This window comes from Burkholderia sp. LFS061, assembly GCF_047978125.1.
Classification (GTDB): Bacteria; Pseudomonadota; Gammaproteobacteria; order Burkholderiales; family Burkholderiaceae; genus Burkholderia; species Burkholderia pyrrocinia_C.
The window spans coordinates 187,501-209,105 of the sequence record NZ_JBFPFS010000001.1 but is presented as its reverse complement, the minus strand read 5'-3'; the positions used below and the strand labels follow the sequence as shown (position 1 = coordinate 209,105).

Sequence of the window (21,605 nt, the reverse complement as noted above, 5' to 3'; positions counted from 1 at the left end):
CCGGAATAACCCTCGATCTACGGCGTGCAACGTCGGTCAAATCGACTGAAACCGGTTCCAAAAGAGTCGAAGCCGGTGCGATTACGTGCCGTTCTACGGTCGATCAGGAAGGGGCGGATGCCCATGGCCGTCAGTCGGCGATGTCCTCGACGGGGTCGGCCGCCATTGCCGCGCCGGCTTCCGCCGCTTCGCCGCCGCGCTCGCGGTAGGTGGCCGGCGGCACGCCGAACTGCTTGCGGAATTCGCGCCCGAGGTGCGACGCATCGGCGAACCCGCAGCTCGATGCGATATCGGCGACCGTCCGGTCCGAACTCGTCAGCAGCCACGCGGCGGTGCGCAGCCGCACCTGCTTCGCGAACACCTGCGGGCTCTTGCCCGTCTCGGCCTTGAACAGCCGTTCGAGCTGCCGTGTCGACAGGTCGAGCTTGCACGCCAGTTCATCGAGCGGCAGCGTGCGTCCGACATGCTGTTCCATCAGGAGAATCGCGCGCTTGACCTTCGGATGCGTCGCGGGTTCGAGCCCCGGCGGGTGCGGCTGCGGCGCGTTGCCCTTCTGCATCTCGCCGACGAGCAGGATGCGCAGCGCCTTCTGCACGGTCGCGTGGTCGAAATGGCGCAGCAGGATCGCGGCGGCGACGTCGATCGACGCGCGGCCGCCCGAACAGGTGATCCGGCGCCGGTCGATCACGAACAGCCGGTCGGCGATCAGCAGGTCGGGATCGGCGGACGGGAAGCGTTCGATGAAATCCCAGTAGTGGAACCAGCTCACGCAGGTGCGGTAGCCGTCGAGCACGCCGGCGCGCATCAGCGTGAACACGCCGGTGCAGATCCCGACGACCGTCGCACCGCCGGCCGCCGCGCGGCGGACGAAGTCGAGCGTTTCGGGGCCCGCCTGCGGCCCCGAATGCAGCAGCCCGCCGACCACGACCACATAGTCGAACGGTTCGGACGCGTCGAACGTCTCCCACGGCGTGATCTGGATCCCGCAGCTCGCGCGCACCGGCGCGAGGGTCTCGCCGATCACGCTCCACGCGCAGCGCACGGGCTTGCTGTAGTCGCCGTCGTCGGCCGACAGCCGCAGCATGTCGACGAAGCCCGAGAAGGCCGTCAGCGTGAAGTTCGGCAGCAGCACGATGCCGAAGCGGATGCGCCGCGGTGCGGGTTCTGCAAGGGGGGAAGCGGGTACGTCGGGTGTCATCGCGGCCAATCTCGTCACGCCGGGCAGGCGGTCTCACTCATTTCACTCAGGTTGTGCGGATACGGCTGCCGGGGCGGCGCGGATGTAGCCAGCGTCGCCGATCGGCTTCGGCCGGACTTGTGGTTTTCCGTCGCGAACCATCGCCAAACCGTACTTTTGCACCGGCCGGCGCGGCGCTTGGCGGCGGTATCCCACGCCGATGCCGTTTTTGTTCTATCGGCCAATTTTACGCTTTGATGTACTGGTGCCCAACGTCATTCCACGCATGTCATCCAGAGGAAGCCAGATGAACGTCAGCGCGTTCGACCTGTTCAAGATCGGCATCGGCCCGTCCAGTTCGCATACGGTCGGCCCGATGATCGCCGCGTGCCGCTTCGCGTCGCACGTGGAGGACGCGAACCTGCTCGGCTTCGTGCGCCGCGTGCGGGTCGAGCTGTACGGCTCGCTGGGCGCGACCGGCAAGGGCCACGGCACCGACAAGGCCGTGCTGCTCGGCCTCGAGGGCCACCTGCCCGACACGATCGATCCCGACCTGATCGAGCCGCGGCTCGCCGCGATCCGCGCGGAGAAGTCGCTGTCGCTGCTCGGCAAGCAGACGGTCCGCTTCGAGGAAAAGGAGCACATCGGCTTCTTTCGCAAGCTGATGAGCGGCACGAGCATCGTGCACCCGAACGGGATGCGCTTCCAGGCATTCGACGAACACGGCCAGTTGCTGGTCGAGAAAGAGTATTACTCGGTCGGCGGCGGTTTCGTCGTGAACCGCGACGGCGATCGCGTGAACGGCGTGCGCGCGGCGGTCGAGGTGCCCTATCCGTTCCGCACCGGCGACGACCTGATGCGCCAGTGCCGCGAACACGGGCTGTCGATCGCCGAGCTGATGCTGCGCAACGAAAGCGCGCTGCGCCCCGCCGACGAAGTGCGCGCCGGGCTGCTCGCGATCTGGCGCACGATGGCCGCATGCGTCGAGCGCGGCTGCAAGGTCGAAGGCGAGCTGCCGGGCCCGATGCGCGTGAAGCGCCGCGCGGCCGAGATGAACGGCAACCTGCGCGCGCGTTCGGAAGAGTCGCTGCGCGACCCGCTGTCGATGCTCGACTGGGTCAACCTGTACGCGATGGCCGTCAACGAGGAAAACGCGGCGGGCGGGCGCGTCGTCACCGCGCCGACCAACGGTGCGGCCGGCGTGATTCCCGCGGTGCTGCACTACTACGTGAAGTTCGTGCCGGGGTCGAACGAAGCCGGCATCGTCGAATTCCTGCTGACGGCCGCGGCGATCGGGATCATCTACAAGGAAACCGCGTCGATCTCCGGCGCGGAAGTCGGTTGCCAGGGCGAAGTGGGCGTCGCGTGCTCGATGGCCGCGGCCGCGCTCGCCGCCGTGATGGGCGGCACGCCCGACCAGGTCGAGAACGCCGCCGAGATCGGCATGGAGCACAACCTCGGCATGACCTGCGATCCGGTCGGCGGGCTCGTGCAGATCCCGTGCATCGAGCGCAACGCGATGGGCGCGATCAAGGCGCTGAACGCGTCGCGCATGGCGCTCAAGGGCAACGGCCAGCACTACGTGTCGCTCGACTCCGTGATCAAGACGATGCGCGAGACGGGTGCCGACATGAAGACGAAATACAAGGAAACGTCGCGCGGCGGTCTCGCCGTGAACGTCATCGAATGCTAACGAAGGGTCAATCATCATGAGCCGCTACTCGATATTCAGCCTGTTCCGCAACGGCCTCTCGTATCACGAGAACTGGGAAAAGCAGTGGAAGAGCCCGGAACCGAAGAAGGAATACGACGTCGTGATCGTCGGCGGCGGCGGCCACGGCCTCGCGACCGCGTACTACCTCGCGAAGGAACACGGGATCACGAACGTCGCGATCCTCGAGAAGGGCTGGATCGGCGGCGGCAACACCGCGCGCAACACGACGATCGTGCGCTCGAACTATCTGTGGGACGAATCGGCCGCTCTGTACGAGAAGGCGATGAAGCTGTGGGAGGGGTTGTCGCAGGACCTGAACTACAACGTGATGTTCAGCCAGCGCGGCGTGATGAACCTCGCGCACACGCTGCAGGACGTGCGCGACACCGAGCGCCGCGTCAACGCGAACCGGCTGAACGGCGTCGATGCCGAGTTCCTGACGCCCGCGCAGATCAAGGAAATCGAGCCGACGATCAACCTGAACAGCCGTTACCCGGTGCTCGGCGCATCGATCCAGCGCCGTGCGGGCGTTGCACGCCACGACGCGGTGGCCTGGGGCTTCGCGCGCGGCGCGGACCGCGCCGGCGTCGACATCATCCAGAACTGCCAGGTGACGGGCATTCGCCGCGAAGGCGGCGCGGTGGTCGGCGTCGATACGGTGAAGGGCTTCATCAAGGCGAAGAAGGTTGCGGTGGTGGCAGCCGGCAACACGACGACGCTCGCCGACATGGCCGGCGTGCGCCTGCCGATCGAAAGCCACCCGCTGCAGGCGCTGGTATCCGAGCCGATCAAGCCGGTCGTCAACTCGGTGATCATGTCGAACGCGGTGCACGCGTATATCAGCCAGTCCGACAAGGGCGACCTCGTGATCGGCGCGGGCATCGACCAGTACACGGGCTTCGGCCAGCGCGGCAGCTTCCACATCATCGAAAGCACGCTGCAGGCGATCGTCGAGATGTTCCCGGTGTTCTCGCGCGTGCGGATGAACCGCCAGTGGGGCGGCATCGTCGACGTGTCGCCGGACGCATGCCCGATCATCACCAAGACCGACGTGAAGGGCCTTTATTTCAACTGCGGCTGGGGCACCGGCGGCTTCAAGGCGACGCCCGGCTCGGGCTGGGTGTTCGCGCACACGATCGCGCGCGACGAACCGCATCCGCTGAACGCGCCGTTCGCACTCGACCGCTTCTACACGGGCCACCTGATCGACGAGCACGGCGCTGCAGCCGTTGCGCACTAAACCCACCATTGGAGAAAGAAACATGTTGCTGATCGAATGTCCGTGGTGCGGGCCGCGCGCCGAATCCGAATTCTCGTGCGGCGGCGAAGCCGACATCGTGCGCCCCGTCAACAACGAGAACATGACCGACCGCGAATGGGGCGAGTACGTGTTCATGCGCGAGAACAAGCGTGGGCTGCACAAGGAGCAATGGCTGCACACGCAGGGCTGCCGCCGCTGGTTCAAGGCCACGCGCGACACGGTGACCTACGATATCAAGGGTTACGAAACGTTCGGTGGCGCGGCCGCCGGCAACGCACACGAAGAGGGCACGAGCAAATGAGCCAGAAAGACCGTCTCGGCACCGGTGGCCGCATCAATCGCGCGATTCCGTTGACGTTTACGTTCAACGGCCGCACGTACCAGGGCTTCCAGGGCGACACGCTCGCGTCCGCGCTGCTCGCGAACGGCGTGCACTTCGTCGCCCGCAGCTTCAAGTACCACCGTCCGCGCGGGATCGTGACGGCAGACGTCGCGGAACCGAATGCCGTCGTGCAACTCGAATCGGGCCCGTACACGGTGCCGAACGCGCGCGCGACCGAAATCGAGCTGTACCAGGGGCTCGTCGCGACGAGCGTGAACGCCGAGCCGACGCTCGAGAACGACAAGTACGCGATCAACCAGAAGTTCTCGCGCTTCCTGCCGGCCGGCTTCTACTACAAGACCTTCATGTGGCCGCGCAAGATGTGGCCGAAGTACGAAGAGAAGATTCGCGAGGCGGCCGGCCTCGGCAAGGCGCCCGAGGCGCTCGACGCCGATCGCTACGACAAATGCTACGCGCACTGCGACGTGCTCGTCGTCGGCGGCGGCCCGTCGGGTCTCGCGGCCGCGCATGCGGCGGCCGTGGCCGGCGCGCGCGTGATCCTCGTCGACGACCAGCGCGAGCTCGGCGGAAGCCTGCTGTCGTGCCGCGCCGAGATCGACGCGAAGCCCGCGCTGCAGTGGGTCGAGAAGATCGAGGCCGAGCTGCGCAAGCTGCCCGACGTGACGATCCTGTCGCGCAGCACCGCGTTCGGCTATCAGGACCATAACCTCGTGACGGTCACGCAGCGCCTGACCGATCACCTGCCGGTGTCGATGCGCAAGGGCACGCGCGAGCTGCTGTGGAAGGTCCGCGCGAAGCGCGTGATCCTCGCGACCGGCGCGCACGAGCGTCCGATCGTGTTCGGCAACAACGACCTGCCGGGCGTGATGCTCGCGTCGGCCGTGTCCACCTACGTGCATCGCTTCGGCGTGCTGCCGGGCCGCAACGTGGTCGTGTTCACGAACAACGACCGCGCGTACCAGACCGCGCTCGACCTGAAGGCGTGCGGCGCGAAGGTGACGGTCGTCGATTCGCGTGCGTCGTCGAACGGCGCGCTGCCGGCCGCTGCGAAGCGGCAGGGCGTGACGGTGATGAGCGGCGCGGTCGTGACCGCGGCATCGGGCAAGTGGCGCGTATCGTCGGTCGACGTCGCGTCCAGCACGAACGGCCAGGTGGGCGGCAAGTTGCAGACGCTGCCGTGCGACCTCGTCGCGATGTCGGGCGGTTTCAGCCCCGTGCTGCACCTGTTCGCGCAATCGGGCGGCAAGGCCTGCTGGAACGACGAGAAGGCGTGCTTCCTGCCGGGCAAGCCGGTGCAGGCAGAGGCCAGCATCGGTGCGGCGGCGGGCGAATTCGGCCTGGCGCGCGCGCTGCGGCTCGCGGTCGATGTGGGCGCGGAAGCGGCGAAGGCGGCGGGCTTCACGGCCGCGCAGCGCCCTGCCGCACCGCAGGTTGCCGAAACCGTCGAAGGCGCACTGCAGCCGCTGTGGCTCGTCGGCAGCCGCGAGGCCGCGGCGCGCGGGCCGAAGCAGTTCGTCGACTTCCAGAACGACGTGTCGGCCGCCGACATCCTGCTCGCCGCGCGCGAAGGCTTCGAATCGGTCGAGCATGTGAAGCGCTACACGGCGATGGGCTTCGGCACCGACCAGGGCAAGCTCGGCAACATCAACGGGATGGCGATCCTCGCGCAGGCGCTCGGCAAGTCGATTCCGGAAACGGGCACGACGACGTTCCGCCCGAACTACACGCCCGTGTCTTTCGGCACGTTCGCGGGCCGCGAGACCGGCGATTTCCTCGACCCGATCCGCAAGACCTGCGTTCATGAATGGCACGTCGAACACGGCGCGCTGTTCGAGGACGTCGGCAACTGGAAGCGGCCGTGGTATTTCCCGAAGAACGGCGAAGATCTGCATGCGGCGGTGAAGCGCGAATGCCTCGCGGTGCGCAACAGCGTCGGCATCCTCGACGCGTCGACGCTCGGCAAGATCGACATCCAGGGCCCCGATGCGGTGAAGCTGCTGAACTGGATGTATACGAACCCGTGGAACAAGCTCGAAGTCGGCAAGTGCCGCTACGGGCTGATGCTCGACGAGAACGGGATGGTGTTCGACGACGGCGTGACGGTGCGCCTCGCCGACCAGCATTTCATGATGACGACCACGACGGGCGGCGCGGCGCGCGTGCTCACGTGGCTCGAACGCTGGCTGCAGACCGAATGGCCCGACATGAAGGTGCGGCTCTCGTCCGTCACCGATCACTGGGCGACGTTCGCGGTGGTCGGCCCGAAGAGCCGCAAGGTCGTGCAGAAGGTGTGCCAGGACATCGACTTCGGCAACGAAGCGTTCCCGTTCATGAGCTACCGCAACGGCACCGTCGCGGGCGCGAAGGCGCGCGTGATGCGGATCAGCTTCTCGGGCGAACTGGCCTATGAAGTGAACGTGCCGGCGAACGCGGGCCGTGCGGTATGGGAAGCGCTGATGGCGGCCGGTGCCGAATTCGACATCACGCCGTACGGCACCGAGACGATGCACGTGCTGCGCGCGGAGAAGGGCTACATCATCGTCGGCCAGGATACCGACGGCTCGGTCACGCCGTACGACCTCGGGATGGGCGGGGTCGTCGCGAAGTCGAAGGACTTCCTCGGCAAGCGTTCGCTCGCGCGCTCGGATACCAGGAAGGAAGGCCGCAAGCAGTTCGTCGGCCTGCTGACCGAGGACGAGCAGTTCGTGCTGCCGGAAGGCGCGCAGATCATCGAGAAGGACACGCAGGTGTCGGCGGTCGATCCGACGCCGATGATCGGACACGTGACGTCGAGCTACTACAGCCCGATCCTGAAGCGCTCGATCGCGCTTGCGGTGGTGAAGGGCGGCCTGAACAAGATGGGCGAGAGCGTCGTGATTCCGCTGGCCAACGGCAAGCGCATCACCGCGAAGATCTCGAGCCCGGTTTTCTACGATACCGAAGGGGTGCGCCAGCATGTGGAATGAAACGAGAAACCAGACGCAGGTGGCGGGCGCGGGCGGCGTGACGCTTGAATCGCCGTTCGTCGGCGCGGCCGACGTGCTGAAGACGCACCAGGCGCGCGCATCGAAGAAGTTCACGCTGCGCGAGCGGCCCTTCCTCGACCTCGTCAACGTGCGCGGCGAGTTGAGCGATCCGGCGTTCGTGAGCGCGTTCGAGCGCGTGGTCGGCTGCCGGCCACCCGCGCAGCCGAACACGATCGTGCGCGGCGCCGAGTACGACGTGCTGTGGCTCGGCCCCGACGAGTGGCTCGTGCGCTCGAACGGGCCGGTGCAGGCCGGCGTGCTCGAGGCGAAGCTCGCGGAGGCCGTGCAGGGCACGTATTCGGCGGCCGTCGATGTCGGCAGCGGCTACACGGTGGTCGAGATCAGCGGCGAACGCGTGCGCGACGTGCTCGCGCGCGGCTGCCCGCTCGATCTCCATCCGCGTGCGTTCAAGCCGGGCCAGTGCGCGCAGTCGCATTACTTCAAAGCGTCGATCGTGCTGATCCCGACCGGCGACGATACGTTCGAGATCGTGCTGCGCCGCAGCTTCGCCGACTACTTCGTGCGCATCATGCTCGACGCGGCCGCGCCGCTCGCGTCATGAAGCCGTTCGACGAACCGTTCGTGGCGATCGACGCGCCGCGCCTGCGCGGGCGCGGCTGGAGCGTGTTCGTCGACGAACTGAAGGTGCCCGCGCGGATCGGCATTCATGCTCACGAGCATGAAGCGCCGCAGCCGATCGTGATCGATGCGCGGCTCGGGTATCGCTGCGAGCCGAGCGAGCAGGGCGAGTGGATCGATTACGACGGCTATTGCGCGCGCGTCGCGTCGTTTCTGTCGCACAAGCCGCATACGCGGCTGCTGGAGACGCTCGTCGCCGATATCGCTGTGCTGTCGTTCCGCGAATGGCCCGCGCTGGAGTCGCTGACGCTGTCGGTGTACAAGCCGAAGATCCGGCCGGGTACGAAACGCGTCGGCGTGTCGCTCGACTGGACGCGCGGGGATTATTTGCGGTGGACGGGGGCGGCGGGGCAGATTTGAGTGAAGGATCCAGGGAGACGGACGGCATAGTTTGTCGTCTTGAATAATTCCTGAAATATGCGAACAATAGCTCCGCTGAGCAGGCAACTTTCTTTGTTCCTGAAAACCCGGAATTATGGCCCGAACCTTACCGAAGCCAATCGCGACTCCCGACCCACTGGCTCAGGATCTGGCAGCGATGGGGGCGCTCATTCGCAACCGGCGAGCGCAGCACCGGATGCGGATCGACGACGCGGCCGATTTGCTCGGGGTCTCCAAGGACGTGCTGTCGCGGCTGGAAAATGGCCGGGCAGTGAGCCTCGAAAAATTGTTCAAGGTACTGGACGGTTTCGGTCTCAATCTGCTCGTCGTGCCGAAACGCGAAGTGCCCGTGGCCCGCAAGGCATTGCATGAACACATGGCAGTCCAGGCTGTGCCGCCGGCTTCGCCGGAGAGGGCCTGATGGCACATTGCCTGCATTTCGGCCAATGGCTCGCCGGTCGGACAAATTTGACCGACGATGCCCGTCACGATGATTACGGTTTTTCGGACGACCCGGCATGGAAGGTTCGCGCCGATCTGCTCCGACATTCGCGCGCGACCTTTACGCCGCCGCCGCGCCGCTCAACGCCGGATAATCCACATACCCGCGCGCATCGCCGCCGAAGAACGTGTCGCGCTGCGCATCGTTCATCGGCGCGCCCATCTTCAGCCGTGTCACGAAATCCGGATTCGCGAGCACCATCTGGCCGTACGCTTCGAGATCGGCGAGGCCCGCCGCGACATCCGTGCCGATCGCGTCGCGTGTGCGGCCCGGCCGGTTCACGATCAGCGTGCCGTTCCAGCGCTCACGCAGGTCCGCGAGCAGCGGCTCGTCGCCCTGGTGCATCACATGCAGGTACGCAAGGCCGAGCCGGTCGAGCTGCGTCGCCAGGTGGCGATACAGGTCCGGCCCTTCCGCGCCTTCGTCGATTCCCCATAACGTAGTGCCGGGCGACAGGCGGATTGCCGTGCGGTCCGCGCCGATTTCGTCGGCGATCGCCTCGGCGACCTCGATCGCGAAGCGCGTGCGATTCTCGATCGAACCGCCGTAGGCGTCGCTGCGCGTGTTGGCGTTCGGCGCGAAGAACTGCTGGACCAGATACCCGTTCGCGCCATGGATCTCGACGCCGTCGGCGCCGGCCTCGATCGCGCGACGCGCGGCGAAGCGGAAGTCGTTCACCGTCTCGCACACTTCGTCCGTCGTCAGCGCACGCGGCGCGGGAATCTCCTGCATCCCCTTCATCGTGAACATCGGCACGCCCGGTGCGATCGCGGACGGCGCGACGCCCTGGCGATGATGCGGCGTGTTGTCGGGATGCGACATGCGCCCCACGTGCATCAACTGGATGAACAGGCGGCCGCCGCGCGCGTGCACGCGGTCGCTGATCGCCTTCCAGCCGGCGACATGCGCATCGGTGTAGATGCCGGGCGTCGTCAGGTAGCCCTGGCCGTCGTCCGACGGCTGCGTACCTTCGCTGACGATCAGGCCGAGGCCCGCGCGTTGTGCGTAGTACTCGGCGGCCCACTCGCCGGGCGTGCCGTCGAACGCGGCGCGGCTGCGCGTCATCGGTGCCATGACCAGGCGGTTCTGCAGCGTGTAGCGGCCGACACGGGCCGGGGTGAACAGTGCGTCCATGATGCGTGCTCCTTGAGGGTCGGGTAACGGCACCGGGGCGATGCCGTATCGGGCGCCGGCCGCGCACCGTTGCGCTAGCCTTGCCGCCATGGACACATCATCCATTGCTTCTTTTTCGAGATAAATATGGTAGTTTGGATAACATTGATCCATTGATGGAGCAGTGGGCGTGGAGCTGCTGAACGACATGGCGCTGTTCGTGGAGGTCGTGAAGGCGAAGGGCTTTCGCAGCGCGGCCGACGCGCTGGGGATGCCGAATTCGACGCTGTCGCGGCGGATCGGCGCGCTGGAAAAGGCGATTGGCTTGCGGCTGCTGCATCGCACGACGCGCCGGATCGAGCTGACGGAGGCCGGGCAACTGTATTTCGAGCGCTGCAAGCGCATCGTCGATGAGGCGCGGCTCGCGCACGAACAGCTCGGCGAACTGCTGGCCGAACCATCGGGTGTGCTGCGCGCGTCGTTTCCGGTCGATTTCGCGGTGATCTACCTGACGCCGCTGATCGTCGAATTCGCGAACCGTCATCCGAAGCTGACGTTCGATTTCGAGCTGACGTCACGGCGCGTCGATCTGGTGAGCGAGCCGTTCGACGTCGCGATCCGCATCGGCGAATCGGCGGATTCGCAGCTCGTCGCGCGGCGGCTCGCCACGTTCCGCAATCACCTGTATGCGTCGCCGCGCTATCTGGAGCGCTCGGGCGAGCCGCGCGAGCCGGACGACCTGACGCGGCATCAGTGCCTGAGCGTGCTGCACGTTGATGCGTGGACGCTGCATGACGGCGCGCGGGAGGTCGAGGTGCCGGTGGGCGGGCGGTTCGTCGTGAACAGCGTCGGCATGAACCGGCAGCTGGCCGTGCATGATGCGGGAATCATCCAGATGCCGGAGGAGGTCGTGGCCGACGACGTGGCCGCCGGAAGGTTGTGTCGCGTGCTGCCCGGATGGGAGGGCGCGCCGGTGCCGGTCTATGCGATGACGGAAACGCGCTTGCTGCCCGCGAAGACGCAGATTTTCATCGAGTTTCTGCGCGAGCATTTCGCGCAGGCGTGACAGCAGGGGCAGCGGCGGGCCGACGATCCGGCAGGCGGCGCGCAATCACCGGTGCGGCGAGCGCGCACGCGAGCCCGATGGCGCTGCCCAGCGCGACGTTGACGAGGCGTTCGCCGGCATAGGTCCACGCGTGCCCGGCGACGACCAGTGCCGTCGCCGCGCACGCGCAGCGCGTCGCGAACGCGAGCCGGTAGGGGCGGATGCCGACGAGCGTGAGCAGGGTTGCAAACACGACCCAGGCGCGCGTGGCGGGATCGTCCGGCACCTGCAGCCCGATGAAGATGCCGACCGGCACGCCGGCCAGTACACCCAGCACGCGGTCGGCAAACTTGGCGCGTGCGCTTGCCGTGCTACCCGTTACGACGCTTGCCGCGGACCAGATCATCCATTGCCCGTGCTCGATGTGCCGCCATTCGACCAGCGCGGCCGCGCCGCCCACCGCGATCGCGACGGTCAGCATCACTTCGACCGACCACGCGCGATCGCCGTAATCGGTGCGCCGGGCCCAGGCCAGGCAGCGCGCGCGGTGGCTGTCGCCGGAGCCGCGTGCGAGATCGGCGAGCGCTAGCGCGATGACCGGCAGCGTGCCCGCCAGCAGGAACGGCAGGACCGCGAGCGCGCGCGGTACGAGCGCGCCGTGCGCGACGCCTTCCGCGCTTTCGCAGGCGAGATACAGCACGGGAATGAACGTATAGCTGCCGAGCGAGCGCAGCAGGCGGCCCCACGCGGTGATGGCAATCGACGCGGCGCCGAGCGCGGCGGTTGCCGCGACGAATGCGGGTGGCCACGCCAGTGCCGCCATCAGCACGACGAATCCCGCGCAGACAAGCAGGCCATGCGCGGCGGCGCCCAGCGGAGCGAGCGCGACGCGCTCGACGCCGACCAGCAGCGCGATCGTGACGATCGACGCAATCAACCATTCCGCGCGGCCGGTCGCCAACGCGAGCGAGACGAGCGGAAGCAGCACGAGCGACGCGCGGGTTAGCGCCCGGAGATCGAGCGCGCCGGCGACGGACGCGGCGGCCGATCTCGCCGCGCGCCGTGCTGCGTACAGGCCGGCCATGCCGCGGCGTGCCATCGTCCGCCTTCAGCCCGCGAGAGCGGCGAGCACGTCGGCGGAGGAGCGCACGAGGCCGAGTCTCGGGAAGATGAAACGCAGCGACGCGTCGTGCTGGTCGGCGGCCGCGCAACTCATCGCATCCTCGACGAACACGATCGAATAGCCGTGCTCGTAGGCCGCGCGGGCAGTCGATTCGACGCCGATATTCGTCGAGATGCCACCGAGCACGATCGTCCGGATACCGCGCCGGCGCAACTGGAGATCCAGTTCGGTGCCGTGGAATGCGCCCCATTGCCGCTTGGTGATCAGGAGGTCGGATGGCGCGGCGTCGAGCACGTCCGGAAAGGCCCACCAGTCCGGCGGCAGGCCTGCCGCGGGCGGCGTTACTGGCTGGTCGACGGGCTGCTTCAGCGCGTCGCCGAAATCCGCGCTCCAGCCGACGCGCACCAGCACGACCGGCGCGCCGGTTTCACGAAAGCGCTTCGCAAGCGGTGCGGCGGCGGCCAGCACGGCGTCGCCGGTGCGCGGCGCTTTCGCGAAGCCGAGGATGCCTTGCTGCAGGTCGACGAGAACAAGGGCGGTGGTACGGGGATCCAGTGTGTCCAGCATGATGGCTCTCGATTGATTGGGACAGGACGAACCTGTATTGTGAGGGTCGTCTCACATTCAAATATATGAGGATGGACTCACAAAAGTCAAGCCGCTCGGCGGGCGACGCCGTGCCGTCCGCGAAGGCACCCAGCCGGGCGCGCGGCCGAGCGCGCGTCGCCGCGCTGCTGGACGCCGCGGGCGTGGAATTCGCGGAAAAGGGGTACGAAGCGACGACGATGACGGCGATTGCGGCGCGCGCCGATTCGTCGATCGGTTCGCTGTACCAGTTCTTTCCGACCAAGGAACAGGTGGCCGCGGGGCTGCTCGAGCACTATCTGGCGTCGCTTGGCGACGAGCTTGATCGGTTGCGCACACTGGCGTCGTCCGGCGATCTAGTACTGCTCGCGGCGCGTCTGACGACGGCGTTCGTGACGTTCCGGGTCGCGCATCCGGCGTTCGTCGTGCTGGTCGATGCGTACGATTTCGCGTTGCCGGGCGCGCTTGATGTGCGCACGCGCTTGCGCGACGCGATCGGGACGGTGCTGGAGGCGCTCGCGCCCGGCATGCCGGCCGGCGAGCTTGCGGTGCGAGCGGCGATCGTGCAACACCTGATGAAGGCGGCCGTGGCGCTGAGTCGCGACGCGACGATCGTGGACCCGGCTGCCGCGCTTCGGGCGCTCGAGGGCGTAATGCTGCGCTATCTGGAGGAGACGGTGGAAACGGGCGCGTGATGTCGCGCCGAACGGGCCGGCGCGGCAGCGCGTGCGCGGCCCGTCACCCGGGCCCGGGCGACGCTCATCGCGGCGCGAGCGATGATGAGGTGCGGACGGCCGAAGCGGGAGCAGCTGGCGCGTTGACGGGCATCATCCCGGCTTCCGCGTCGTCGCGCGGGTCGAGCACGAAGCGGAACGAATCGACCCGCTGCATCACCTTCGCCGCATACGCGTTCGAACCGCCATAGTTCTTCAGCCCGGCCTGCACGTTGCCGCCGGCCGCTCTCACGTAGCCCGACAGGATCGCGGACCCGACCTCGACGTTCGCGTTCGGCTCGGTCAGATCCTTCACGTTGCGCAGCAGGCCGCGGTGCGCGGCCGGCACGACCTGCATCAGCCCCGTTGCGCCATGCTGGCCGCGCGCCTTTTCCTGGAAGCGCGATTCGATCGAAATGATGGCGTAAACGAGTGCCGGCGGCAGCGAATATTTCGTCGCAGTAACGCTCACGATATCGGCGAGCTTTGCGGCCCGTTCCTTCGCGACGCCGAATTTTTTCGTCAGGTAGGACGTGATGCGGCGGTTTGCTTCGTTCGGCTGATCGTTGGCGCTGGCGAGCGGCGCGGATGCGACGGACGGTGCCGATGCGGCCGCTTCGGGCGAGGACGCAGGAAGCGCGGGCGCTTGCTGCGCCGACACCTGTTGCGCAATGCCGAGCGAAAGCACGATCAGACAGAAAAACCGTCGCATGGTGGAGTGCGGGGAATTGGGAGGCGCATAGTATATCGGCCAATCGCCGCCGGTGGTCGAGCGCCGGCTCGAATGAAAGCGCCGTGTAGGCTTGTATCGGTTCGCGACGATCGATGGGCCGATCGTTGCGCGGACACGCATCGGAGTCCGGATGAACGTCGCCGCCGGTTCCGGGATCGTATCCTCATTTCCCCGTGCACGGGGAAGCGACGCGAACCGCCTATGCGCGCCGCGCGGCCGCCATCCGCGCAATCGCGCCGATCGCATCGCTGACGAGCACCGCGAGCAGCCCGACGATCACGCCGCCTTGCAGCACGAACGCGGTGTTCGACGTCTGCAGGCCCGCGATGATCACGTCGCCGAGCCCGCGCGCGGCGACCGTCGAGCCGATCGTCGCGGTGCCGAGATTGATCACGACCGCGAGCCGGACGCCGTTGACGATTACCGGAAACGCGAGCGGCAACTCGACCGACACCAGTTGCTGCCAGCCGCTCATCCCCATCCCGCGTGCGGCGTCGACGACATCGCGCGGCACGTCTTCGAGCCCCGCGATCGTGCTTTCGAATATCGGCAGGAGCCCGTACAGAACGAGCGCGATCAGCACGGGTTTCAATCCGAAACCGACGGCCGGCACCGCGAGCGCGAGTACCGCGACCGGCGGGAAAGTCTGGCCGATGTCGACGACGCTGCGCGCGACCGGCAGGAAATCCGCGCCGGCCGGCCGCGTGACGAAGATGCCGGCCGCGACCGCGACAATCGTGCCGATCGCGCTCGACAGCGCGACCGTGCCGAGATGCGCGAGCGTGAGATCGAGCAGGCTCGCGCGATCGTAGATGACCGGCGCGCCGTTGTCCGCGAACGGTGCGAAGAGGCCCTGCAGCCATGCAGGGCGCAACAGCAGCACGAGCAGCAGCGCGAGTGCGGCTGCTCGGGCCGCATACGCGGGCAGCCGCCGGCGCAGCGCCGAACGCGTTGGCCGCACGCCGTGCGTCGTCATGCGGGTTTCCTCGCGTGCTCGCGGATCGCGTCGAGCGTGATGCGGCGCGCGTCGCGGCCGTCGCCGTCGTCTACCGGCAGCGCGTCCGCACCGCGCCACAGCAGCTCGGACACCGCATCGCGCAGCGTGCGTGTCGCGGCGATCGGTTCGCCGTCGGCATGACCGGGTTCGGCCACCGCGTCGATCGGCGTCAGCGCGAGCAGGCGCAGCGGCCGGTCGACGCCCGCGACGAGCTGCTCGACGACGCCGGCTGCCGGCTTGCCGAGAATCTCGGCGGGCGGCGCGACCTGCAGCAGCCGTCCGCCGTCCATCACCGCGATCGTGTCGCCGAGCTTCAACGCTTCCTCGATATCGTGCGTGACGATCACGACCGTGACGCCGAGGCGGCGCTGCAGCGCGAACAGGTCGTCCTGCGCCTTGCCGCGAATGATCGGATCGAGCGCGCCGAACGGTTCGTCCATCAGCAGCATCCCGGGCTCGGCCGCGAGCGCGCGCGCGACGCCGACGCGCTGCTGCTGGCCGCCCGACAATTCGTGCGGCAGCTTGTCCGCGAATTCGGCCGGCGCGAGATGGAACAGGTCGAGCAACTCGTTCACGCGCGCTTCGATGCGCGCCGACGGCCAGCCGAGCAGGCGCGGCACGGTCGCGATGTTGCGCGCGACGCTCCAGTGCGGAAACAGCCCGTGTCCCTGGATCGCATAGCCGATGCCGCGCCGAAGCTGCTCGGGCGCGACGGTGGCCGTATCGACGCCGTCGATGCGGATCGTGCCGCTGGTGGGCGCGATCAGCCGGTTGATCATGCGCAACAGCGTCGACTTGCCGCTGCCCGATGCGCCGACGAGCGCGGTGATCGTGCCGCGTTTCATCGTCAGCGATACATCGTCGACGGCGGCGACGTCGCCGAAGCGTTTGCCGACACGTTCGATCTCGATCATCCTGCACGCCCCTTCGCGAGCGACGTCGCGGCTTCGAACACGACGGCGGCCGCCAGTGCGAGCGCGATCGTCGGGATCGCGCCGAGCAGCACGAGATCGGCGGCCGATTGCCCGATCCCCTGGAAGATGAACGTGCCGAACCCGCCGCCGCCGATCAGCGCGGCGACCGCGGTCAGGCCGATGTTCTGCACGAGCACGATGCGCACGCCGCTCAGGATCACCGGCAGCGCGAGCACGAGATCGACGCGCAGCAGCCGCTGCGCGCGCGTCATGCCCATCGCGCGCGCCGCTTCGGTCACGTGCGGCGGCACTTGCTCGAGCCCGACCACGACGCTCGATGCAATCGGCAGCAGCGAATACAGGAACAGCGCGAGCACGGCCGGCGCGACGCCGATCCCGCGGATGCCGAGCGCGGCCGCGAGCGGCACGTGCGCGGCGAGCAGGCCGAGCGGCGCCATCATCAGCCCGTACATCGCGATGCTCGGGATCGTCTGCACGATATTGAGCACGGGCATCGCGACGGTGCGCACCGCCGCGATGCGCGCGCACGCGATGCCAAGCGGCACACCGGCGACGAGCGCGGCTGCGACCGAGCCGCCCGCGAGCGACACGTGCCGGGTCGCTTCGCGCCAGAAATCGTCGCTGCGCACCGCGTATTCGCGCATCACGGAGAGGCCGTCCCACCAGCCGCTCGCGAGCGGCACCGAGATCGCCGCAATCGCGACGACGAGCGCGACGAGGCGCCGCCACGGGCCGAACGCGAGCCGCGCGAGCGCGTCGGCGACGAGCACGGCCCACGCGAACAGCAGCAGCCAGGCACCGGCAGCGGGCGACACGCGCGCGAGCATGTCGTCGGGCGCGACGACGTGCGTCGCGGCCGCGCCGACCGCATACGCGAGCGTTGCGAGCCACGTGCAGCCGGCCGCGAGCCGCCACGCGGGGCGGCTCGCCGTCATCGCCCACAGCGCGCCGGCGATCCACAGCGCGGCGAGCGCAGCGCCCTGCACGGCGGGCAGCGCGGCAAACACCGACAGCCCCGTGCCGGCCGCGATCCGGTTCGGCCGCAGCACCGCGAACGGCATGCCGAGCACGGCGACGATCGTCAGGACACCGATCAGGATGCCGACCTTGTCGGGTATCACGCGCCGCGCGGACGCCGCCGCGCGACCCGTCATTTAACGAAGCCCTTCGATTTCAGGTAGCTTTTCGCGACGCCGGCCGCCGGCTCGCCGTTGATCTGGATGCGCGCGTTCAGCGCCTGCAGCGTCTTCAGGTCGAGGCTTGCAAACACGGGCTTCAGGTAGTCGGCGATCTGCGGATGCGCTTTCAGCGCGGCTTCGCGGATCACGGGCGTCGGTGCATAGACCGGCTGCACGTGCTTGTCGTCGTCGAGCACCGCGAGGCCGCTCGACGCGATGCCGCCGTCGGTGCCGTAGACCATTGCGGCGTTCACGCCGTCGGTCTGGTTCGCGGCGGCCTTGATCGTCGCGGCCGTGTCGCCGCCGGACAGCACGACGAGCTGCTCGGGCTTCAGCTTGAAGCCGTACGCCTTCTCGAACGACGGCAGTGCGGACGCGCTGTTCACGAATTCGGCCGACGCCGCGAGCTTCAGCTTGCCGCCGCCCGCGATCCACTTGCCGAAATCGGAGAAGGTCTTCAGATGCTGCGACTGAGCGACAGGCGCGAGCACGGCGACGCCCCACGTGTTGTTCGCGGGCGCAGGTGCGAGCCACACGAGATGGTTCGCCGCGTAGTCGAGCTTCTTCGCGGTGTCGTAGCCCTGGCTCGCGTTCTTCCACACCGGATCGTCGGCCTTGTTGAAGAAGAACGCGGCATTGCCGGTGTATTCGGGGTAGATGTCGATCTCGCCGCTCGTGAGCGCCTTGCGCACGATCGGCGTCGTGCCGAGCGCGATCTTTTCGGTGACGGGAATGCCGTGGGCCTTCAGCACCTGCGCGATGAGGTTGCCGAGCAGGTTGCCTTCGGTGTCGATCTTCGACGACACCACGACGGGCGTGTCGGCGTGCGCGCCGGGCGCAACGAGGGCGGTGGCGAACGCGAGGCCCAGGATCCGGGCGGGCAGGGCGAGTTTCATCGGGGCCAATCTCCAGGACGGGGGCGTACGCCGAAAGTTACTTGACTGAGCCGGCTTTGGCAAACCGCGTGCGGCGGCGTGCCCACAGCCCGTGTGGGGATAACCCGCATCCGTCATGCGGGCTTGCTACACTGAAATCCGTTCCCGCCTGCGGACACTTGCTGACATGAAACCCGAGCTGCTGGTCCTCATCGCATTGCGCGGCGACGCGCATCGCGAGATCGCCGCGTCGTTCGACGTGCGCTACGCCCCGACCGCCGAAGAACGCGAACGCGCGATCGCCGAACACGGCGGCACGATTCGCGCGGTGCTGACCAACGGCAGCACGGGCCTCACCGCTGCCGACATCGATCGTCTTCCGCAACTCACGTTCGTCAGCGCCCTTGGCGCCGGCTACGAGCATATCGACGTCGCGCATGCGAAGGCGCGCGGCATCACGGTCGTGACGGGCGCCGGTACCAACGACGATTGCGTCGCCGATCACGCGTTCGCGCTGCTGCTCGCGGCGGTGCGCGGTGTCGTGCGGCTCGATGCGAAAACCCGCGCCGGCGTATGGCGCGAGGGGCTGCCGATGCCGCCGAACGTGTCGGGCAAGAAGCTCGGCATCGTCGGGCTCGGCAAGATCGGCGAGAAGTGCGCGCGCCGCGCGGCCGGCTTCGACATCGAGATTGGTTATCACAACCGGTCGGCGAAGCCTGTTCCTTACCGCTATTTCGACCGGCTCGACGCGCTCGCGCAGTGGGCCGATTTCCTGATCGTCGCGACGCCGGGCGGCGCGGGCACGCGGCACATGATCGACCGCGCGGTGCTCGACGCGCTCGGCCCCGGCGGCTTTCTCGTCAACGTATCGCGCGGCAGCGTTGTCGATACCGCTGCTTTGGCGGACGCGCTGCGCGAAGGGCGCATCGCGGGTGCGGGGCTCGACGTGTATGAAGGGGAACCGGAGCCGCCGCGCGCGCTGACGGATCTCGACAGCGTCGTGCTGACGCCGCACATGGGCGGTTGGTCGCCCGAGGCGCTCGATCGTTCGGTGCAGCAGTTTCTCGACAACGCCGCGCGGCATTTCGCGGGGCAGCCGGTGCTGACGCCCGTTTGAGTCACGGTTGAATCAGGTTTTTCGGAGATAGAACAGCGCGGACGGCGACCGACGTCGAGGAGACGTCGGCCGCCGTCCGCTTTGCGTCATGCGCGCCCGCTCACGACGAAGCCGAAACCAGCGGCACCGTCACCGACGTGCCGGCCGGATCGAGCGTCAGGCCGGTGCCGGGCGTCGGCCGCAGCGTCGCCTCGTTGTCGCTGGACAGCACGACGAGCCCCAGCCGGTGGCCGGCTTCGAGCTTGTAGTCGCGCGGCATGAACGTCAGCTTCAGGTCGTACGGCATCCCCGGCAGCACGGGTTCCGACAGCCAGTCGGACAGCCGGTTGCGCGGGTCGGTCCATGCGCGCGTGACGATCGTCGCCGTGCCGTCCGGTGCGCGGTCGACCAGCAGCGCCGTCACGTTGGCCACCCCCGTGAAGGTCAGCTTGACACGGGCCGTCGCGGTGCCGGACAGGCGCGTGGCGGCCGTGAACGGCGCGGTCTCGAAGCGGCTGCGGTTTTCGCTGGTCGGCGCATTCGCCAGCGTGAGCGCCGTAATGCGCGCATCGTCGGTGAAGCGTGCGAGCGGGCCGCCGGTCGGCATCCGCAGCAGCGTACCGGTACTCGCGCCGTCGCCGCCCGCGAAATACGAAACCGGCGTCGCATGGCGCGCGGCCCAGTCGGCCTCCTTCAGCAGCTTGCCGTCCGCCTGCTCGATCACCGCGCGCGGATCGTGTTCGACGCCGTTGTCATAACCGATCAGGTAGCGCGTAAACCACCGGTTCACCTCCGCGGTCCACGCATCGGCCATTGCCGGCACGCGCGTCGGATCGGTGTGCTTCAGGCGGTGCAGCCACAGCTGCGTCGGCACGCCCTGGCGCCGCATCGCGAGATACCACGACGTCGACTGGTCGACACGCACGTTGTCGTCGGTCAGCCCCTGCGCGACGAGCGCCGGCGCGGCCGCGAACGCGGTCGGGATGTCGCGCGCGGCCCAGAACGGCGAATAGTCGCCGGTCGTGCGGTTTTCCTTCTGCAACGCTTCGTCGATCAGGTGCGTGCAGCGCTCCGGATGCGCGTTCGTCAGCAGCGCCTTGATGTACACGTCGACGTCCTCGCCCTGATAGCCTTCCGGCGCGCGCACGAGCCCGCCCGAGCGGTAATAGCCGTACATGTTCGACAGGCCTGCGACCGGCACGATCGCATCGAGCCCGCGCGTGCGCAGGCTCGCGACCATCTTCGGCAGCGTGCCGTCGTACGACACGCCGTACATGCCGACGTGGCCCGTCGACCAGTTTGCGACGACCGTCTTGCCGCTCGCGTCCTTCGCGGTTGCATCGCGGCCGAGCCAGCGGATCACCGACGCCATCGCGACCGATTCGTCGCGCGTCAGGATCGTCGGGCAGCCGTCCGAGCCGGCGGTGCCGAGCGAATCCGCATAGACGATCGTGAAGCCGCGCGGCACGAAGTAGCCTTCGATCCACGAGCGCCCGGCGGCGGCCGCTTCGAGCTGCTGCAGCATTCGCGTCTGCGGTGCGGCGGCCATGATGCGCGCGGACGTCGATGCCGACGCGGATGCGCTTGCTGCCGGATGCGGCGTGCCGTCGAGCTCGACGTCGACGTCGTGGTTCGGGCTGTCGGCGAGCCCCGCGTAGTACGGGCTCGCGAGCACGATGACGGGCGTGCGTGCGCCGTTCGCGGTTTCGGCCGGGCGCACGATGCGCACGTGGATGCGGTCGCGCGTGCCGTCGCCGTCGGAGTCGACCGGCGTGTCGACCCACGCGTTCTCCTCGATCGTGCCGCCCGACAGCGACGGCTGCACCTGGCCGTTCGCGATCACGGGCCGGTAGCGTCCGCCGCTGGCCGGATTGGCGTACGGGACGCCGGACGGCGACATGCGCGACGCCAGCGACTGCGTATCGGCCGCCGATGCGGCGGCCCCCTCCTGTTGGCCTTGCGCGAGCGCAGATGCCCCCACCACGCTGCCGCCGTCGTCGCCGCCGCACGCGGCGAGCGTCGTGGCCGCAACGAGCGCGGGAAGCCATGCGCGCCGCAATCCGGTTCGATGAAAGTTCATTGTCGACCTCATTCTTGTTCGTGATTGTCCGGAACCGGCCGGCCCGCGATATGCCCCCTGCGGCCTGGCCGGGTGCTGCATCGGATGAA

General features: G+C 68.1%; 20 protein-coding genes. 10 read left to right on the top strand and 10 right to left on the bottom strand.

Annotated features, from left to right (window positions below):
* Positions 1-130 precede the first annotated feature (130 nt).
* Complete coding sequence (locus ACNQQL_RS00970; RefSeq protein ID WP_072444463.1) at positions 131-1,198, bottom strand: GlxA family transcriptional regulator; 1,068 nt, start codon at positions 1,196-1,198, stop codon at positions 131-133.
* 286 nt (positions 1,199-1,484) lie between these two features.
* Here ACNQQL_RS00970 and ACNQQL_RS00965 point away from each other — a divergent pair, with 286 nt between their 5' ends.
* The 7 genes from ACNQQL_RS00965 to ACNQQL_RS00935 all read left to right on the top strand — a co-directional run bounded on the left by ACNQQL_RS00965 (position 1,485) and on the right by ACNQQL_RS00935 (position 8,962).
* Positions 1,485-2,870, top strand: a complete 1,386-nt coding sequence (locus tag ACNQQL_RS00965) for an L-serine ammonia-lyase (protein WP_034180814.1) — start codon at positions 1,485-1,487, stop codon at positions 2,868-2,870.
* Between the two features lie 16 nt (positions 2,871-2,886).
* Positions 2,887-4,131 carry a sarcosine oxidase subunit beta family protein gene (locus tag ACNQQL_RS00960; protein WP_006480591.1) on the top strand — a complete coding sequence of 415 codons (1,245 nt, stop codon included), beginning with the start codon at positions 2,887-2,889 and terminating at the stop codon, positions 4,129-4,131.
* A gap of 22 nt (positions 4,132-4,153) precedes the next feature.
* The gene (locus ACNQQL_RS00955) at positions 4,154-4,453 is read left to right on the top strand and encodes a sarcosine oxidase subunit delta (protein ID WP_065501223.1); all 300 of its coding nucleotides are present in this window, start codon (positions 4,154-4,156) and stop codon (positions 4,451-4,453) included.
* The gene (locus ACNQQL_RS00950; protein WP_347062890.1) at positions 4,450-7,461 is read left to right on the top strand and encodes a sarcosine oxidase subunit alpha family protein; all 3,012 of its coding nucleotides are present in this window, start codon (positions 4,450-4,452) and stop codon (positions 7,459-7,461) included. The genes ACNQQL_RS00955 and ACNQQL_RS00950 overlap by 4 nt, the downstream gene beginning before the upstream one ends.
* Positions 7,451-8,083 carry a sarcosine oxidase subunit gamma gene (locus ACNQQL_RS00945; RefSeq protein ID WP_347062889.1) on the top strand — a complete coding sequence of 211 codons (633 nt, stop codon included), beginning with the start codon at positions 7,451-7,453 and terminating at the stop codon, positions 8,081-8,083. The genes ACNQQL_RS00950 and ACNQQL_RS00945 overlap by 11 nt, the downstream gene beginning before the upstream one ends.
* Positions 8,080-8,520, top strand: a complete 441-nt coding sequence (locus ACNQQL_RS00940) for a dihydroneopterin aldolase (RefSeq protein WP_034180809.1) — start codon at positions 8,080-8,082, stop codon at positions 8,518-8,520. The genes ACNQQL_RS00945 and ACNQQL_RS00940 overlap by 4 nt, the downstream gene beginning before the upstream one ends.
* A 115-nt stretch (positions 8,521-8,635) precedes the next feature.
* On the top strand, positions 8,636-8,962 hold the full coding sequence (locus ACNQQL_RS00935) for a helix-turn-helix transcriptional regulator (protein ID WP_347062888.1): 327 nt from the start codon (positions 8,636-8,638) through the stop codon (positions 8,960-8,962).
* A 141-nt stretch (positions 8,963-9,103) separates the two neighbouring features.
* Here ACNQQL_RS00935 and ACNQQL_RS00930 read toward each other — a convergent pair whose 3' ends face one another.
* Positions 9,104-10,177, bottom strand: coding sequence for an alkene reductase (locus ACNQQL_RS00930; protein WP_347062887.1), 1,074 nt, complete (start codon positions 10,175-10,177; stop codon positions 9,104-9,106).
* A 169-nt stretch (positions 10,178-10,346) separates the two neighbouring features.
* Between ACNQQL_RS00930 and ACNQQL_RS00925 the strand changes: the two genes are divergently transcribed.
* Entirely contained in the window at positions 10,347-11,222 is an 876-nt protein-coding gene (locus ACNQQL_RS00925; RefSeq protein WP_347062886.1) for a LysR family transcriptional regulator, read from the top strand.
* Here the strand turns inward: ACNQQL_RS00925 and ACNQQL_RS00920 are convergent.
* Positions 11,185-12,300, bottom strand: a complete 1,116-nt coding sequence (locus ACNQQL_RS00920) for an FUSC family protein (RefSeq protein ID WP_347062885.1) — start codon at positions 12,298-12,300, stop codon at positions 11,185-11,187. The genes ACNQQL_RS00925 and ACNQQL_RS00920 overlap by 38 nt on opposite strands.
* A gap of 9 nt (positions 12,301-12,309) precedes the next feature.
* Positions 12,310-12,891, bottom strand: a complete 582-nt coding sequence (locus tag ACNQQL_RS00915; RefSeq protein WP_347062884.1) for a hydrolase — start codon at positions 12,889-12,891, stop codon at positions 12,310-12,312.
* A 65-nt stretch (positions 12,892-12,956) separates the two neighbouring features.
* On the opposite strand from ACNQQL_RS00915, the gene ACNQQL_RS00910 reads away from it, so the two are divergent.
* Positions 12,957-13,604: a TetR/AcrR family transcriptional regulator gene (locus ACNQQL_RS00910; RefSeq protein ID WP_347062883.1), complete on the top strand. Its 648-nt coding sequence runs from the start codon at positions 12,957-12,959 to the stop codon at positions 13,602-13,604.
* 64 nt (positions 13,605-13,668) lie between these two features.
* On the opposite strand, the gene ACNQQL_RS00905 is transcribed toward ACNQQL_RS00910, so the two are convergent.
* From ACNQQL_RS00905 to ACNQQL_RS00885, 5 genes are all read right to left on the bottom strand, one after another.
* Positions 13,669-14,334, bottom strand: coding sequence for a lytic transglycosylase domain-containing protein (locus ACNQQL_RS00905; RefSeq protein ID WP_347062882.1), 666 nt, complete (start codon positions 14,332-14,334; stop codon positions 13,669-13,671).
* 220 nt (positions 14,335-14,554) lie between these two features.
* Complete coding sequence (locus tag ACNQQL_RS00900) at positions 14,555-15,331, bottom strand: ABC transporter permease (RefSeq protein WP_072444445.1); 777 nt, start codon at positions 15,329-15,331, stop codon at positions 14,555-14,557.
* Positions 15,328-16,266 carry an ABC transporter ATP-binding protein gene (locus tag ACNQQL_RS00895; RefSeq protein ID WP_347062881.1) on the bottom strand — a complete coding sequence of 313 codons (939 nt, stop codon included), beginning with the start codon at positions 16,264-16,266 and terminating at the stop codon, positions 15,328-15,330. The genes ACNQQL_RS00900 and ACNQQL_RS00895 overlap by 4 nt, the downstream gene beginning before the upstream one ends.
* Entirely contained in the window at positions 16,263-17,441 is a 1,179-nt protein-coding gene (locus tag ACNQQL_RS00890; RefSeq protein ID WP_072444441.1) for an ABC transporter permease, read from the bottom strand. Before ACNQQL_RS00890 ends, ACNQQL_RS00895 begins: the two co-directional genes overlap by 4 nt.
* Complete coding sequence (locus ACNQQL_RS00885) at positions 17,438-18,361, bottom strand: ABC transporter substrate-binding protein (RefSeq protein ID WP_347062880.1); 924 nt, start codon at positions 18,359-18,361, stop codon at positions 17,438-17,440. Before ACNQQL_RS00885 ends, ACNQQL_RS00890 begins: the two co-directional genes overlap by 4 nt.
* A 166-nt stretch (positions 18,362-18,527) precedes the next feature.
* On the opposite strand from ACNQQL_RS00885, the gene ACNQQL_RS00880 reads away from it, so the two are divergent.
* Positions 18,528-19,457: a 2-hydroxyacid dehydrogenase gene (locus ACNQQL_RS00880; RefSeq protein ID WP_072444437.1), complete on the top strand. Its 930-nt coding sequence runs from the start codon at positions 18,528-18,530 to the stop codon at positions 19,455-19,457.
* Between the two features lie 100 nt (positions 19,458-19,557).
* On the opposite strand, the gene ACNQQL_RS00875 is transcribed toward ACNQQL_RS00880, so the two are convergent.
* Complete coding sequence (locus ACNQQL_RS00875) at positions 19,558-21,516, bottom strand: Xaa-Pro dipeptidyl-peptidase (protein WP_347062879.1); 1,959 nt, start codon at positions 21,514-21,516, stop codon at positions 19,558-19,560.
* Positions 21,517-21,605: the final 89 nt, after the last annotated feature.